Below are 15,615 nucleotides of genomic sequence, written 5' to 3' on the forward strand. Positions count from 1 at the left end.
TTAAAATTGCTTTGCGGACATAGCATTTTTTAGATACATCTACCAGATAAAATTTTTTATACCGGATATGTAAAAGATTCTTATGGACGAATTGTTTAAAAAGCAGTTTATTTATTGGATTAAATTGATAACTATTTTTTAATCCATTCCAGGATATTAGGATAAATAATACTGTCTCTTTTTCTTTTGCTGAAGAACCTTGGGGCATGTCCGGCTCCTTTCATGAAAACGAACTTGTGTGGAACATTCATGTGGGTAAGCGCTGAATCCATGGCTATTCCCTGATGCTGATTGACCAGCACATCGTTGTTTCCCTGAAATAACAGCGTAGGGACATTGGTGATATTCGCAATAGGACTGGCTTCCTTAAAGGCTTCAGAAATATTTTTGCGGTCAAATTTGGTGCCTACTACTTTCTGAATAGTAGGAGAGGTGTATTTTGAATAAAAAGATTTAAGATATTCTGAACTGAAAAAATCGGTTGGCCCACTTAGTGAAATGATTTTTTTAATCTGTTCAGGATGTTGGTATCCATAAAGAAGAGCCAGATGTCCGCCGGCACTTTCCCCCAGAAGGATATAATTGTTGGGCTGAAGTTCCGCTTTGTCTGCCAGTGAGTTAAATTTTTCAATCACCAGACCAATATCTTCAAGCTGTTGTTTATAAGTGATTTTTTTCTTTGTAGAAACCAATCTATAGTTCATATTGATGCTTGGGATCCTGTTTTCAAAAAGCATTTTCTGAATTTGGATCATATGTTCTTTTTTACCTAATGTCCAGGCTCCGCCATGAACAATAAGCACTACAGGGGAATCTTCAGCATAATCTTTGGGAAGAAAGACATCCATTTTCTGTCTTTTGTGCTCGCCGTATTGCAAGTTATAAATCTTCTGCTGACCACCCGGACCTACCCAGACTCTGAATTTTGTATTGCAGGACTGCAGCATAAAACCAATGCATCCCATAGCGAAAAAATGATACCTCAGAATAAGTTTTTTCATTAATTAAATTTACTGAAAATTCATTGATTATTTCATGATCAATGATCGATTAAAGTCTTTCTGCTGTTTTTGATGAAAGCCCTTTTTTGATGGTTATAATGTCCTTTTCTCCCTTTTTGACAGTAAAGGAAATCTCACTGTCATCATCCTGCAGGAAAAATGCATCCTCCTTTTCAGGCAGCATTTTTACTTTAGGATCATTATTGTTCTGAATAAAAAGCTGACCGTTTTCGTAAAGAATATGAATAATACTGTTATCAGGAAGGCCATAATTACCTGCATATCTTTGTAGTAGATCAGGATTTAATATTATTTCTTTCTTTGGCTCCGGAAGCGTGTAAGGCTGTCCTAAAATAGCAGCTAAAATAGTATTCCCTGCTTTCTCCAGTTTTTTACTCGTGATATTGTTGAGAAGGATAATACACAGATCATCATTAGGGAGCATGGCAAAATAACTTGTGGAACCTTCTATATTTCCACCATGGTTGATCAGCTTTTTTCCGTAAAGATCATCAATGAACCAACCGTATCCATAACCGCTTAGATATGGGGTTGTCGCTTTCATAAATGATTCTTTGGAAACTATTTTATAATCTCTCAATCCTTTATAATAATTATACAGGTCTTCAGCGGTACTGTAGATCTGTCCTGCAGGGCCGGTCAATGTAGAATTCCAGACTTCGGTTTTTTCCTGTTTTGTTTTTGAAATATAAGAATAAGGAACTGTTTTATACGGACTTTTCAGAGCCATATAGTTAAAGCCGGTATGAGTCATCTTTAAAGGATTTAAGATGATTTTCCTTACTGCATTTTCATAAGAAAGTCCAGTCAGTTTTTCAATGATAAGACCCAATAAAATATATCCTGAGTTGGTATAGGAAAACTGAGTACCGGGTTCGAAATCCAGGGGTTCATTCTTAAAAAAAGAAAGTTCTTTATCTTTATCAATGATCTTTCCGGTATGAAGAAGGCTGAAATATTCTTTATTGCGTAATACTTCATAAATTCCGGAGGTGTGGGTAAGGAGATGCTCAACGGTAATTTCTTTTCCTCTGGGATAATCAGCAATAAATTTTGATATAGGATCTTTAAAAGACAGCTTTCCCTCTTCACTGAGCTTTACAATAATTAAAGCGGTGAAAGATTTGGTTAAAGAAGCAATCTGATAAACACTTGTGTTCTGATTGGGAATCTTTTTTTCTGCATCCTGCCAGCCATATGATTTTTCAAAAATATTTTTATGCTGATAATGGATGAAGGCAGTTCCATTAAACTTATTAATTGCAGCATATGCCTTTATAATGCCATCTATTTCTTCTTTTTTCTTATCCTGATTAATATTGGCGATATCTGGTTGTGTCTGTGCTTTTAAAGCAGGACAGAATATACTGAAGAAGAACAGATATCCTAAAGTTAAAATATGAAATTGATGTCGCATAATATGATATTTAAAAACGGTTAAAAGTAAGCAGATTTTCTGTTATGTTAATACAATTCTGTGTCTGTAAGAAGCTGAACCCTTAATGGGAAGAAACCCCGGCGGTTGTTTGAGGAAATTATAGGTTTTCAGCATAGCGATGCAAAGAATTATTGTATCTCGGTAAATGTTTTGATATGGCTTTCAGGGCAATGGATAGTGCTTCTTTGTGTTCTCCTGCTGAAGAAAGAGAAAGTGCTAAAAAAGAATCTACCGCATCATCCAGCTCGTCAGAATAATTGGCTTTTTCTTCTCTTAAAATACGGATGCTTTCTTCTGTTTTTCCATTATTTCTTAAGGTACTTGCCAGCTGAATCCTTGCTCTCCTTCTTCGTAAACCGGTTAGTCCCTTATCCAATGCAGATCTGTACAGAGGTTCCGCTTCCTTTTCATGTCCGGTGGAGTCAAAAGCACAGGCTCTTTCAAAATCAGCAATAGCCTGGTGATCCGGATCTGTAAGTAATTCTACATGATTTTTAATTTGATGAATAAATGCTTCACGGGTTATTGTTCCCAGTTTTAGCCATATACTTTGTAATTGGGTTTCCCAGTTTTCATCCATCGGATAGATTTTAAACAAAGATATAAAATATTGAAAGCTAAGCACTACTTAATCAATCTTATCATTTTCAAAATTATTGTCAGTTTATGAATCTAAAAACGGAATTAAATATTTAATTTTGCTGAACTTAACAAAGATTAAAAAAATATTAAAATATGGCATCAGGCTTTTTTGCAATTTTAGACGATATTGCAGCATTGATGGATGATGTAGCGGTTACCAGTAAGGTTGCTACACAAAAGACAGCAGGGATTTTAGGAGATGATCTGGCTGTAAATGCAGAAAAAGCCACTGGCTTTCTTTCTTCAAGGGAAATTCCGGTTTTATGGGCAATTACAAAAGGTTCTTTTATCAACAAACTGATCATTCTACCTATCGTTTTTTTACTCAATTGGCTGTATGCTCCGGCTATTAATTATGTATTGATCCTTGGAGGATTCTATCTTGCTTTTGAAGGGGTTGAAAAAATAATAGAATTTCTTTTTCACCGTGACAAAAAGGGACATGAAGTTATAGAAGAAATTGCAGAAGACAAAAAAAGTTCTGAAGAAATAGAAAAAGAGAAAGTGAAATCGGCAATTACAACAGATTTTATTTTATCAATTGAGATCGTTATTATTGCTTTAGGAACTGTACTGGAAGAAAGCCATCCTTTCATTACGCAGATTTTAGTAACGAGCCTGGTGGCATTTATGGCTACTGTTGGAGTGTATGGAATTGTAGCTTTGATCGTAAGAATGGATGATGCAGGGTTTAAATTAATAAAAAAAAGTCATGATAAAGGTTTTTTCGGAAAGCTTGGCCATCTATTAGTGAAGGCTTTACCTATTGTTATTAAAATATTAGGAGTAGTCGGAACAATTGCTTTAATAATGGTTGCTGGTGGAATTTTTCTGCACAGGATTGAATTTTTCCATGGCATATTTCCAACTTGGCCGGATGTTTTGAAGGAGCTTACGCTTGGAATTGCTGGCGGATTGGGAGCCTTTGCAGTATTTACGTTAGGAAAGAAGGCATATTCCCTGGCTACCCGTAAATAGTTCCTCTAAAAAATTAAGCTTATGTTAGTCCATGAATGAATTTACTCTGTTAAGGGTAAGTCTGGTATTTGTTTTCTTAACAAAAAAATAAAATATCTGCTGTAGTTATAATAAAGTTATTTTATTTTCAACCCTTTTATATAGGCTAATTTAATGATATCAGCTCCATGAAACTCAGAATAATTGAGATCAATATCATTCTCAGATTTTAATTTCTCATACAACTTGAGAATATTTCCTTTGTAGGGGCAATTATGTACAAAATTGTTTAAAAAGATTCCAGCAGTCTCTTTTTCAGAAAAACAGAGCAGAAATTCTAAAGGAGAAATGGAATCTTCTGTCCATAGATTAAATTTTGTCCCATTGTTCTTTAAAAAATCGATGGCATTTTCTTTAGAACTGAAAATTTCAAAAATAGAGAATATGTATTGTTTTATGCTTTCTGTAATTTCAATAATTGAGTTTTTATAAGATAAACCGGCTAAATTCCATTCTTTCCATTTATTATAGGGAGTTAAATAACCAATCTGATTCCCATAGATCAATCCTTGCGAATATTCATTTTTTCTCTGTTCAATTTGCCATTTTTTTAATATTTTAGAATATATATTGATATGGGGAAGTATCTGAATAGATGAAGAATCATTCCTGAAACTTGACTGAAAATAAATCTCAAAAGAGATATCTTTATCCATCGAAATTTTCTTAAGCCTTTGGCCTTTTTCAAGTGTTTTGAAGCCCTCAAGCTGAGCAGCAATTTCGTTGCAGGCATTTAAAAATACTATTCTGGTATCCATTTTTCTTACGGTAAATTTGATCAGTGTAATTTAAAACCAAATATAAAAAAATAAGAAGTCATAGAAAGATGAAACCAGGCAATTACAGAAAAAGGATTCCCTTAAGAATCCTTTTTTATATTTTTAGTTGAATAAATCTTTTACTTTATCAAAAAAAGTTTTTTCCTTTCCGGATGGCTCTGCAACCATTTCTCCGCTGGACATCTGCTTTTCAAAGAAGTCTTTCTGTTCTTTGGTAAGTTTCTGTGGTGTCCATACATTGATGTGAATAAACATATCTCCTTTTCCGTAGCTGTCAATACTTGGAAGTCCCTTTCCTGCCAATCTTAAGATCTTTCCGGACTGTGTTCCCGGATCAACAGTAATTTTTACTTTTCCGCCTACTGTAGGGATTTCCTTTTTGGTTCCCAAAGCAGCTTCAGCAAATGAAACGTAAAGCTCCTGGTGAAGATTGTCTCCTTCTCTCTTGATAGTTTGGTCTACTTCCTCTTCAATGATTACCAATAAATCCCCCGGAGTTCCTCCGAACGGCGCATCATTTCCTTTTCCTCTTACATTAAGCTGAATACCGTCTCTTGCCCCTGCAGGAATGTTGATTGTAATTTCCTCCTCATCTTTAACAAGCCCCTGTGCGTTGGCACCCGCAGGAATTTTATCGGCGACTTTACCGATTCCCTGGCAGGTACTGCAGGTAGTCTGCGTCTGCATCTGGCCAAACATCGTATTCATTACTTTCAGCTGAACACCGGAACCGTTACAGGTTGGACATGTTTTTGAAGTAGCGCCTTCCGCCATCTTCATTTTTTTCACTTTAATGGTTTTCTGAGTTCCGTTGACCATTTCTTCAAGATTCAGCTTGATTCTGATTCTTAAATTGGAACCCTTCACCTGCTGGCGGCCGCCACCACCTCCAAATCCTCCGAAACCGCCTCCGAAAATATCTCCAAACTGGCTGAAAATATCTTCCATATTCATTCCGCCTCCGAAGCCTCCGCCTCCGAAACCTCCATTTCCGCCCATTCCGGCATGGCCGAACTGGTCATATCTGGCGCGCTTCTGATCATCGCTAAGAACTTCATAAGCTTCAGCAGCTTCTTTAAATTTTTCTTCAGCCTCTTTATCTCCTGGATTTTTATCCGGGTGATATTTGATGGCCATTTTACGGTATGCTTTTTTTATTTCGTCGCCTGATGCAGATTTGCTGATCTCAAGAACCTCGTAATAATCTCTTTTTGACATGACAATTTTATAATTGATTATTGATAAATGATAAAAGATACATTAAAGCTAATAAGTGAAATATTCATCAATTATCACTCATCATTTATCATTTATGAATTTTAATTTCCTGTTACTACTTTTGCAAAACGGATTACTTTATCATTTAAAGTATATCCTGTTTCAATAACGTCTACGATTTTTCCTTTCAAATCTTCCGATGGAGCAGGAATCTGGGTAATCGCTTCATGGAAATCAACATCAAAGCTATCACCAGCCTTTACTTCCATTGTTTTTAAGCCTTTTTCGGTAAGTTTATTCTTGAATTTCTGATAGATCAGTTCAACACCCTGCAGATCAGCCGGATTTCCGTTTTTAGCAATTTCTTTCAGTGCTCTTTCAAAATCATCTAAAACGCCTAACATTGAAACCATCATTTCCTGATTGGCATACTGGAAGAATTCCATCTTCTCCTTAGTCGTTCTTTTTTTATAATTTTCGAATTCAGCATACAATCTGATGTAACGGTCTTTTTCTTCTGCCAAAAGTTCTTCCGGAGAAGGTGCAGCTGTCACATTGTCCTGAGAAGTTGCGTCATTCTGAACATTGTTTTCTTCCTGATTATTGATGCTTTCTTCGTTAATATCCTGGTTTTCCATAATTCAATATTTATTTACAGATTGTTTGACAAAGAGCCTGCCAAATCTAAAATCAGGACATTAAGGCAGAAAAATGGTGAGCAGGTGAGCGGAGCGATGAATAGGGAATATGTCAATTGGCTTCGCCTGTGAATTTATAAGAGTGTGTATAAAAATTGATTTTACAAAGTAAAAACTGACCATTGACCATTCACTTTAGCTATGAAAACTGAGCATCACTTTTTATTTTCCTGTAAATGTCTGATACAAAAGATACAGATTTAATACAATAATGATCATGGAAATAATCCATACACAGATTTTCAGGAAAGGTTTATTGACAAACTCACCCATTTTGGCTTTGTCATTGGTAAACATCACCAGCGGAACAACAGCAAAACTCAACTGCATGGAAAGAATTACCTGACTTAAAACCAATAATTCAGTGGTTCCCTGCTCTCCGTAAAGAATAGCAACAATAAGCGCCGGAATGACAGCAATAAGCCTTGTGATTAATCTTCTCAGCCAAGGTTTTAATCTGATATTCAGAAATCCTTCCATGACGATCTGTCCCGCAAGTGTCCCTGTCAGTGTAGAGTTTTGTCCGGAAGCCAGTAATGCAATTGCAAACGCAATACTTGCCATGGAAGCTCCCAAGATAGGGGTGAGCATTTTGTAGGCGTCATGAATATCAGCCACATGTTCATTCCCGGTAGTATGGAATGTAGCTGCTGCCAGAATAAGTATTGCGGCATTGATGAAGAAAGCCAGCATCAGTGAAACCGTACTGTCTATGGTGGCAAACTTAATGGCTTCTTTTTTTCCTTTGGTATCACGGGTATAATCTCTGGTTTGCACAATACTGCTGTGCAGATACAGGTTGTGGGGCATTACGGTAGCTCCTAAAATCCCGATCGCAATATAAAGCATAGCAGGATTCTGAATAATTTCTTTTTGTGGGACCAACCCTCCCAGAATTTCATTGAATGCTGGTTTGGAAATTACAATTTCATACACAAAACAAGCCAGAATGATGAATATAAGCCCCCCTACAATACTCTCAATCCATCGGAAACCTTTAGCCTGAAGCAAAAGGATAATTAATACATCCACTGTTGTGATGACAATACCCCAGGTGAGAGGGATATGAAACAACAGGTTTAAAGCAATCGCTGAGCCGATGACTTCCGCGAGATCGCAGGCAGCAATGGCAATTTCACAGAATAGCCAAAGTATAAAATTGGTGGTTGGACTGAAGTGGTCCCTGCAGGCCTGTGCAAGATCTCTTTCCGCAACAACTCCGAGTTTCACAGATAAGTGCTGTAAAACCATCGCAAAAATATTGGAAATAAGAATAACCGAAAGGAGTGTATATCCAAACTGGGCTCCTCCTGCAATATCCGTTGCCCAGTTTCCCGGATCCATATAGCCTACTGCAATCATCAGTCCTGGTCCTGCAAAGGCAAGATATTTTCTCCAGAAAGTTGCATTTTTGGGTACTTTGATCGATGAATAAACCTCTGATAAGGAATGATTGGTTTTATCTTTTCGCCAGGCGCTTTTTATATTGAAATTCATAAATGTTAGAAATGACTAACAAATTTAATTAAATAAATGTAAATAGAAAAATCACTGCATGAAAAAATCCCGGGAAATCATTCCCGGGATCTAATTTTTATTGAGTCTAAAGATTATTTGGCAAATCTTACAGACATTTTTCTGTCAGCAGCTCTTTCCGCATCAGAAGCTTTAGCGTCTACTTTAGCAAATTGGCTTCCGTATCCGTCAGCAGCAATTACCTGAGCCCCAACTCCTGCTTTGCCTAGAGCAGCCTTGATAAATTCAGCTCTGGCTTTTGATAATTTTACGTTTGAAGCTTCGTTTCCGGTTTTATCTGTATAACCTCCGATTTTGATTTTCGCTTCAGGGAAAGCTTTAAGGATAGCTACCAGGTTATCCAGCTGGCCTTGTGAACCTGCTTCAAGTTCAGTAGAGCTTCCCATTTTGAAATTAACGTGATCGAAATCGTACCATTTATTTTTCAACGCAGCGTCATCAGCAGCATTTTTATACCCTCCGGATTTCAGGAAAGTAATCATCTGATCTTCCATTCCGCCTTTGTACCCCTTTAACATTACTCCGTTAAGATCAATGTTTTCATCTGTTTTTGCAGTTGTCGGGGCAGGGGTTGCTGTTCCCGTTCCTGTTGCAGCAGCGGTATCAGTAGTTGAACCAGTTGCGGCTGAATCAGATGTAGCAGTAGTTGTTGTAGTTGTCTGCTTTTTCTCACACTGTTTCCATAAGAAATAAGCAGCTGCTATCAATAATAAAAGCGGAAGCAACCATTTCCAGATTGAACCTCCGCCTTGATTATTATTGTTGTTATTTTCAAATCTTTCTCTCACTTCTCTTGCTCCTTCTGCAACATTTTCTCTTGCTGTAGCAACCCCTTCTGCAATATTATCTTTAGCAGTGGATGTTACTGAAGAAACTGTTTCTTTTGCCTGGCCAAACCAGTTTTCAGCTCCTAATCCAAAGGAAGCTAAAGAAAGACCTGCGGGCAATAGAGAAGAAATAATGCCTTTCTGATCATTCAGTAAGCTGGAAATACCTGAAGCACCCAAATTATTGTCTGCTGCGTATTTTCCAACAGTGCCTACTGTAGCTCCAGTCACCAGGTTTAATAAAGAACCTGCAGTGGTGTTACTCACTCCTGAAAAACTGGCAATGGAATTTACCAATGCACCTACCTTATCTCCAAAAATTGAAGACAGCAGGTTTGAAATAATAGAATTATTAGACGAACCGCCCAATAAGTTTCCTAAAATTCCGCTTGAAGATGCTTGTGTAATTGCATCCACAACGCCAGGCTTATCTGCATTATTGGCCAATCCACCTACTACCGCAGGTAACAATCCGCCAATTGCTTTAGAAATACCGGATTCACTTTCTCCAAACTGCGATGCAGCTTGTGAAACCAGAGCGGGACCTAATTGTCCTTTAATTAAATCAATGACATTTAAAGACATAATAATAAATTTTTTTGATTAATGTTGAGATAAATTTAAACAAAAATCCGTCCAAATGTCACTTTTTTTTGAATATTTCTTTGAAAATTAATGCTTTTTTTTTAAATCATTAAAATTATTAATAAGCTTTTGCGAATAACACACGTCTCTTAGACGGTTTTCCGGAGATCAATGAAATTCCTTCTTCTACATCATCATCCAAAGGAATACATCTGATGGTTGCCTTTGTTTCATCTTTAATCTGTTCCTCTTCCTCAGCAGTACCATCCCAATGAGCATAGATGAAACCACCTTTCTCTTCAAGAACTTTTTTGAATTCTTCATAAGTATCCACTTTTGTGATATTATTTTTTCTGAATTCAAATGCTTTATTGTAAATATCCTGCTGAATGGTTTTCAATAGATCTTCAATATATGAATCCAATCCTTCAATAGAACGAACTTCTTTAGTCAGGTTATCCCTTCTTGCGATTTCCACAGATTTATTCTCCAGATCTCTTGGTCCCATGGCAATTCTTACAGGTACCCCTTTCAATTCATATTCTGCAAATTTCCATCCTGGTTTGTTTTGAGTGTCGTTATCAAATTTCACAGAAATTCCTTTTGCTCTCAGTTTAGCCTGAATATCCAAAGCGACTTCACTGATCTGCTCCAGCTGCTCTTCCCCTTTGAAGATAGGTACAATCACTACCTGGATTGGGGCAAGAGTAGGAGGCAGTACCAATCCGAAATCATCAGAATGCGTCATAATCAAAGCTCCCATCAGTCGGGTTGATGTTCCCCATGAAGTAGCCCATGCATGCTCAATTTTGCCTTCTTTATTGGTGAATTTTACGTCAAATGCTTTTGCGAAATTCTGACCCAAGAAGTGTGAAGTTCCGGCCTGTAAAGCCTTTCCATCCTGCATTAAAGCTTCTATGCAATACGTTTCATCAGCTCCTGCAAATCTCTCAGAAGGAGTTTTTAATCCTTGAATAACTGGGATCGCCATAAAGTTTTCTGCAAAATCAGCATATACTTTATTCATTTTTTCTGCTTCTTCAACTGCTTCATCTTTTGTAGCGTGAGCAGTGTGCCCTTCCTGCCATAAGAACTCTGCTGTTCTTAAGAAAAGACGTGTTCTCATTTCCCAGCGAACCACATTAGCCCATTGGTTGATCAATATCGGTAAGTCTCTGTAAGACTGGATCCAGTTTTTATATGTATTCCAGATAATTGCTTCTGAAGTAGGACGAACGATAAGTTCCTCTTCCAGTTTTGCATCCGGATCTACAATCAGTTTGGATGGGTTGTCCGGATCGGTTTTTAACCTGTAGTGGGTAACAACAGCGCATTCTTTTGCAAAACCTTCTGCATTTTTTTCCTCTGCCTCAAACAAGCTCTTGGGCACAAAAAGCGGGAAGTATGCGTTAACGTGACCTGTTTCTTTGAATTTTTTATCCATTTCATCACGCATTTTTTCCCAGATTGCATAGCCGTACGGTTTGATCACCATACATCCGCGCACACCTGAATTTTCAGCTAAATCAGCTTTTACAACCAACTCATTATACCATTTGCTGTAATCTTCGCTTCTTGAGGTTAATTTTGCCATTATTTTTTTAAATTTTTTTAACTTTTGTACATTATTGTTATCTAAAAATAAAAATCTATTTTTGATAGATTTTTCTACCGGTGTTTTGGTACATTTTTGGTACAGATTGCAAATATAATTTAAATTAAAAATTTTTACGTTATCATGAAAAGAAATATACATAAAAATTTGCTTGATCTGCTAAGATCCAAAGGGATTCTGGCTGTGTCAGGTGGATTATTGCTTGTGTCTTGTGGTGCTCAGATGGGAGGGTATAGCGAGACAGACGGGGTGTATTACGACCCCAATAAGGATACGCTACCTGAAGGAGTTATCATCAATGATAGCGGAAACAGAGTAGGAGAATATTATGACTACTATCAGGATTCCAATGTTATTCAAAATGCAGAAGCGAATTCCAGAGAGCAGCAGAACAGATATAATGACTGGAGTAATACAAATACCAACTGGAATTCCAATGCAACGGATTCTGATTGGGGAATCTATGCCGGATCCCAGACCAACTATTATGACAACTCATGGGGATGGGGATCTCCTTGGGGCTGGTATGGCGGTTATAGCCCATATTGGGGCTGGAACCGTGGCTGGGGCTGGGGTGCAAACCTATCCTGGGGTTGGGGCGGATCATTCGGATGGGGCTGGGGAGGCTCTTTCGGATGGGGAAGTCCATATTGGGGCTATTCTCCTTATTGGGGAGGCTATTATGATCCATTCTGGGGAGGTTATTATGGAAGTCCATACTGGGGCTACGGAGGTGGCTACTGGGGTGGAGGTTACTACAACAGACCTGTCTACAGAAGAAGCGGTGTGAGTGGCGGTGGATTCCAGAATACTGGTGTCGCCAACGCAGTATACAGAACGAATACCAATAATTCAGGTTTCAGAAACAGTAACGGAAATGGCGGTTTCAGGAATACCAATAACGGAGGCTTCAGAGATGCAAACTCAAATGGTGGTTTCAGGAATAGTAATCGAGGTTTCAGAGATGGGAATTCAGGCGGTTTCAGAAACAGCAACTCAGGTGGCTTCAGAAATTCACAATCCAATGGAGGATTCCGTAATTCGGCACCACAAACAAGACCTAACTATAATTATCAGCAATCACAGCCAAGATATAATAACAGCAATGGAGGTTTCAGATCTAATGATTCAGGAGGCTTCAGATCCAGCGGAGGCTTCAATGGCGGCGGAGGCGGCTTCAGAGGTGGTTCCAGCGGCGGAGGCGGAATGAGATCCGGCGGCGGAGGCAGAGGTGGCTTCAGATAATTTTCAAACTAATAAACTATTTAAAAATAATGTTAAAAAAATCTTTAGTAATAATGAGTATTTCTGCTGCATTTTATGCGCAGGCTCAGGATGTTTCTGTGATAAGAAATACCGTGGATGTTTACTCAAATACTCCTATGGTGGGATCGGCTAAGTTTAATGCAATGGCTGGAGCTAATGGTGCGCTTGGTGGGGATGCAAACTCATTGCTTACCAACCCGGCAGGTTTAGGGGTAGCTATTTCAGGAGAGGTTTCAGGAACTTTATCTATTTTAGGAAATAAAAACAGCAGTTCCTGGGCAGGATCTACAATAGATTATAGTAAAACAAAAGGTGATCTTGGTAATGCAGGAGGGATTATTGCATTTCCTCTCATGACAGAAACGGCATGGAAGTTTATTAATATTGGTATCAATTTTTCCAATCAGCAGCTGGATAATGTTATTCAGTCACCGGGTAATAATAATATCGTGTATGCTTTTGATAAAGATGATATCACTAAAGATGCTTCTTTGGCAGGGCATATGTATGAAAGATATGGTAACCTGTCTAAAATGAGCTTTGGGGTTGGGGCGAATTATAATCATAATTTATATTTAGGAGCAGGCTTCAATTTCTTTAATGCTTCTATTGATCAATATGATACTTTATTTTACCGTAACCTTACCAATAATTCTACAGAGGCATTCAGTAAGCAGGATACTCCTTATTCAGAACGATCTTCAGGTTTTTCTGCTTCATTAGGGGTAATTGGAAAGCTAAGTCCGAATTTCAGAGTGGGAGCGTCTCTTGAAACTCCTACATTCTGGTCAATAGACAGAAATTATTATTTCTATAACGATGCTACTTACGGGGATGATATAGGAGCTGAAAACAGAAAATTTACTTCACCGCTTAAAGCAACTGTGAGTGCGGCTTTTGTAGCAAGTAAAAATTTCTCATTGAACGTAGATTATACACTGGGACTTACAAAACCTGATTATAAAGTATATGGAGGTGCAGAAAGGGAATTGAATGATTTCTTTAAGGAGAACTACAAGAATCTTTCTGAAGTAAGAGTAGGAGCTGAGTACAGAGTACAGCAGTTCAGATTGAGAGGAGGATATTCTTATCAGTCCAGTCCTTTTGATGCGCTTACCATCAGCAGATTTAATGATGCGGGAGCCGTAGGAGATCAGTCTTACAGCAACCTGATGCTGAGTGACAGAAATACACTTTCATTGGGTATCGGATATGACTTCAAATCGTTCTATGTAGATGCATCTTATCAGAATATTTCATCAAAATATACCAATCCTTTTATGAGAGGCTATATGGGTGATAATTTTGATTCATCTTACTATTCTTCGAGTAAAATCTTTGAAAGTGATTCGTATGCAGTAAGTGATGTAAAAAGTAACAGAAATAATTTCTTCCTTACTGTAGGATGGAAGTTCTAAGCTTTGATAACTAAGAATATATGATAAAAAAAAGTTCCGGATTCCGGAACTTTTTTATTTTTATTTAATGAGAATGAACGTCAGCAGGATGCTGGTGAAAAACATGCATCATCAATGCAAGTGAAACTCCTAAGACAACCAGCCCGATCTTTACCCAGTCTATATTATGATTTTTATTGCTTTCAAAAATAATAACAGATGAAATATGCAGGAAAATCCCACCTACGACAGCCAGGAAATAAGGCTGAAGATCCGGATTGAAATAATTTCCTAATAACATTCCCATGGGAGACGCCAGAGCAAATAAGGCTACAATAAGAATGGAAGGGTAAGATGAAGAAGCTTTTGATTCTCCTTTCCTGTTAAATAAAAATGCTCCTAAAATAAATGAAATCGGAAGATTGTGAAATACAATCCCCCAAAGATAAGGAGAAAGTTCATGTTTTTCATTGGCAAGAGGAATTCCTTCAATAAAGGCATGAATAAATAATCCCACCATTAAAGCAACAGGGAGGATATTATGCTCACTGTGATGATGGAAGTGTCCATGTTCAAAACCCTTGGTAAGAGCTTCCAGAATCATCTGGAGCAGAACTCCTGCGATCACAAATATCCCAAGGCTACTGCTTCCGGAAGAGGTATAAACCTGCGGAAAGACTTCATTGAGACAGATCGTAATTAAAAAACCGGCACTTAATATCAGAAGATTTTTGGCCAGTTTTTCTTTTTTACCAAAGTGCTTTCCCAGAAATACTCCTGTAATTACACTTAAAATCAGTAAAAGTACTGTTGTCATTATTTTTTCTTAAATAAATTGATGCAACGCGGGGAATTTTCTTTTTTAAATTCATTCAGCTGATAATCCCCCCAGATTTTTATTCTTTCAAAGCCGCATTCAGATGCATAGGCATGGATGGCTTCCAAGGTGTGAAGTTTTACTTTTTCAAAGAAATGAAAAGGCTTGCCATCTGCTTCAAAACGGATATCTTTGATGATATGTCTGCCTTCGATCTTTTTCAGGATCCTGAATTCGATATCACCACGGGTAATGGTAGTTTCAGGGACTAAGGTACTTCTTACAAACTCTTCATTCAGATAATCCAGTACAAAATATCCTCCGGGTTTCAATACATTGTAAACGGATTGAAACACTTTTTTATCATCGCTTTCATTATCAAAATACCCGAAACTTGTAAATAAGTTGAATACTGCATCCATCGGATCTGCATCAATCGGGTTTCTCATATCATGAACTTCAAAAATCAAAGTTTGATTTTCATACTGTTTGTCAGATTCAATACTTTGTCTTGAAAGGTCAAGACCCAGAACGTCATACCCTAATTTATTAAGGAAAACAGAGTGTCTTCCCTTACCACAGGCAAGATCTATGATTTTCGACTGAGGCGGAAGCTGAAGGTCCGCAGTAAGCTTTGTGATGAAGTTTTCAGCTTCAGTATAGTCTCTGTTGCTATAAAGCAAATGATAATAAGGGGTATCAAACCAAGATTCAAACCATTCCATAATGCAAAAATAACTAAATTTGTGCGGTTAAAA

The 15,615-nt window shown here is 37.6% G+C and carries 14 protein-coding genes; 3 read left to right on the forward strand and 11 right to left on the reverse strand.

The genetic code is table 11. The features are described from left to right. Positions 1-131 precede the first annotated feature (131 nt). From AC3FI7_RS23030 to AC3FI7_RS23040, 3 genes are all read right to left on the reverse strand, one after another. On the reverse strand, positions 132-1,001 hold the full coding sequence (locus AC3FI7_RS23030) for an alpha/beta hydrolase (protein WP_142725885.1): 870 nt from the start codon (positions 999-1,001) through the stop codon (positions 132-134). A 49-nt stretch (positions 1,002-1,050) separates the two neighbouring features. Further along, complete coding sequence (locus tag AC3FI7_RS23035; RefSeq protein WP_491461004.1) at positions 1,051-2,439, reverse strand: serine hydrolase; 1,389 nt, start codon at positions 2,437-2,439, stop codon at positions 1,051-1,053. A 118-nt stretch (positions 2,440-2,557) separates the two neighbouring features. Then, a complete protein-coding gene (locus tag AC3FI7_RS23040; RefSeq protein WP_172617128.1) occupies positions 2,558-3,040 on the reverse strand; it encodes a tetratricopeptide repeat protein in 483 nt (160 codons plus the stop codon). Between the two features lie 155 nt (positions 3,041-3,195). On the opposite strand from AC3FI7_RS23040, the gene AC3FI7_RS23045 reads away from it, so the two are divergent. Then, positions 3,196-4,080: a DUF808 domain-containing protein gene (locus AC3FI7_RS23045; RefSeq protein ID WP_142725882.1), complete on the forward strand. Its 885-nt coding sequence runs from the start codon at positions 3,196-3,198 to the stop codon at positions 4,078-4,080. Positions 4,081-4,196: 116 nt separating this feature from the next. Here AC3FI7_RS23045 and AC3FI7_RS23050 read toward each other — a convergent pair whose 3' ends face one another. The 6 genes from AC3FI7_RS23050 to proS form a co-directional block, all read right to left on the reverse strand. Continuing rightward, positions 4,197-4,877 (reverse strand): hypothetical protein, encoded by a 681-nt coding sequence (locus AC3FI7_RS23050; protein WP_142725881.1) that lies wholly within the window; start codon positions 4,875-4,877, stop codon positions 4,197-4,199. Positions 4,878-5,000: 123 nt separating this feature from the next. Beyond that, positions 5,001-6,116: a molecular chaperone DnaJ gene (gene dnaJ, locus AC3FI7_RS23055; protein WP_142725880.1), complete on the reverse strand. Its 1,116-nt coding sequence runs from the start codon at positions 6,114-6,116 to the stop codon at positions 5,001-5,003. 101 nt (positions 6,117-6,217) lie between these two features. Beyond that, positions 6,218-6,757 (reverse strand): nucleotide exchange factor GrpE, encoded by a 540-nt coding sequence (locus AC3FI7_RS23060; RefSeq protein ID WP_373995772.1) that lies wholly within the window; start codon positions 6,755-6,757, stop codon positions 6,218-6,220. A 219-nt stretch (positions 6,758-6,976) separates the two neighbouring features. Next, positions 6,977-8,311 carry an Nramp family divalent metal transporter gene (locus AC3FI7_RS23065; protein ID WP_142725878.1) on the reverse strand — a complete coding sequence of 445 codons (1,335 nt, stop codon included), beginning with the start codon at positions 8,309-8,311 and terminating at the stop codon, positions 6,977-6,979. 113 nt (positions 8,312-8,424) lie between these two features. Next, positions 8,425-9,762: a DUF937 domain-containing protein gene (locus AC3FI7_RS23070; protein ID WP_491461005.1), complete on the reverse strand. Its 1,338-nt coding sequence runs from the start codon at positions 9,760-9,762 to the stop codon at positions 8,425-8,427. 118 nt (positions 9,763-9,880) lie between these two features. Further along, complete coding sequence (gene proS / locus AC3FI7_RS23075) at positions 9,881-11,356, reverse strand: proline--tRNA ligase (protein ID WP_110009327.1); 1,476 nt, start codon at positions 11,354-11,356, stop codon at positions 9,881-9,883. A 144-nt stretch (positions 11,357-11,500) separates the two neighbouring features. Here proS and AC3FI7_RS23080 point away from each other — a divergent pair, with 144 nt between their 5' ends. Continuing rightward, the gene (locus AC3FI7_RS23080; protein WP_491461006.1) at positions 11,501-12,622 is read left to right on the forward strand and encodes a prolyl-tRNA synthetase; all 1,122 of its coding nucleotides are present in this window, start codon (positions 11,501-11,503) and stop codon (positions 12,620-12,622) included. A gap of 53 nt (positions 12,623-12,675) precedes the next feature. Then, entirely contained in the window at positions 12,676-14,061 is a 1,386-nt protein-coding gene (locus AC3FI7_RS23085; RefSeq protein ID WP_228451315.1) for an OmpP1/FadL family transporter, read from the forward strand. A 64-nt stretch (positions 14,062-14,125) separates the two neighbouring features. Here AC3FI7_RS23085 and AC3FI7_RS23090 read toward each other — a convergent pair whose 3' ends face one another. Beyond that, positions 14,126-14,857, reverse strand: a complete 732-nt coding sequence (locus AC3FI7_RS23090) for a ZIP family metal transporter (protein ID WP_291902394.1) — start codon at positions 14,855-14,857, stop codon at positions 14,126-14,128. Continuing rightward, complete coding sequence (locus tag AC3FI7_RS23095; protein ID WP_142725873.1) at positions 14,857-15,582, reverse strand: class I SAM-dependent DNA methyltransferase; 726 nt, start codon at positions 15,580-15,582, stop codon at positions 14,857-14,859. The genes AC3FI7_RS23090 and AC3FI7_RS23095 overlap by 1 nt, the downstream gene beginning before the upstream one ends. Between the last annotated feature and the right edge of the window lie 33 nt (positions 15,583-15,615).

The organism is Chryseobacterium sp. TQ-BC-N36, from assembly GCF_058382295.1.

Coding starts and splice junctions, on each gene's coding strand:
- AC3FI7_RS23030 (WP_142725885.1), bottom strand. CDS start 1,001: ATGAAAAAACTTATTCTGAGGTATCATTTTTTCGCTATGGGATGCATT.
- dnaJ (WP_142725880.1), bottom strand. CDS start 6,116: ATGTCAAAAAGAGATTATTACGAGGTTCTTGAGATCAGCAAATCTGCA.
- AC3FI7_RS23045 (WP_142725882.1), top strand. CDS start 3,196: ATGGCATCAGGCTTTTTTGCAATTTTAGACGATATTGCAGCATTGATG.
- AC3FI7_RS23040 (WP_172617128.1), bottom strand. CDS start 3,040: ATGGATGAAAACTGGGAAACCCAATTACAAAGTATATGGCTAAAACTG.
- AC3FI7_RS23035 (WP_491461004.1), bottom strand. CDS start 2,439: ATGCGACATCAATTTCATATTTTAACTTTAGGATATCTGTTCTTCTTC.
- proS (WP_110009327.1), bottom strand. CDS start 11,356: ATGGCAAAATTAACCTCAAGAAGCGAAGATTACAGCAAATGGTATAAT.
- AC3FI7_RS23065 (WP_142725878.1), bottom strand. CDS start 8,311: ATGAATTTCAATATAAAAAGCGCCTGGCGAAAAGATAAAACCAATCAT.
- AC3FI7_RS23070 (WP_491461005.1), bottom strand. CDS start 9,762: ATGTCTTTAAATGTCATTGATTTAATTAAAGGACAATTAGGTCCCGCT.
- AC3FI7_RS23095 (WP_142725873.1), bottom strand. CDS start 15,582: ATGGAATGGTTTGAATCTTGGTTTGATACCCCTTATTATCATTTGCTT.
- AC3FI7_RS23090 (WP_291902394.1), bottom strand. CDS start 14,857: ATGACAACAGTACTTTTACTGATTTTAAGTGTAATTACAGGAGTATTT.
- AC3FI7_RS23050 (WP_142725881.1), bottom strand. CDS start 4,877: ATGGATACCAGAATAGTATTTTTAAATGCCTGCAACGAAATTGCTGCT.
- AC3FI7_RS23085 (WP_228451315.1), top strand. CDS start 12,676: ATGAGTATTTCTGCTGCATTTTATGCGCAGGCTCAGGATGTTTCTGTG.
- AC3FI7_RS23080 (WP_491461006.1), top strand. CDS start 11,501: ATGAAAAGAAATATACATAAAAATTTGCTTGATCTGCTAAGATCCAAA.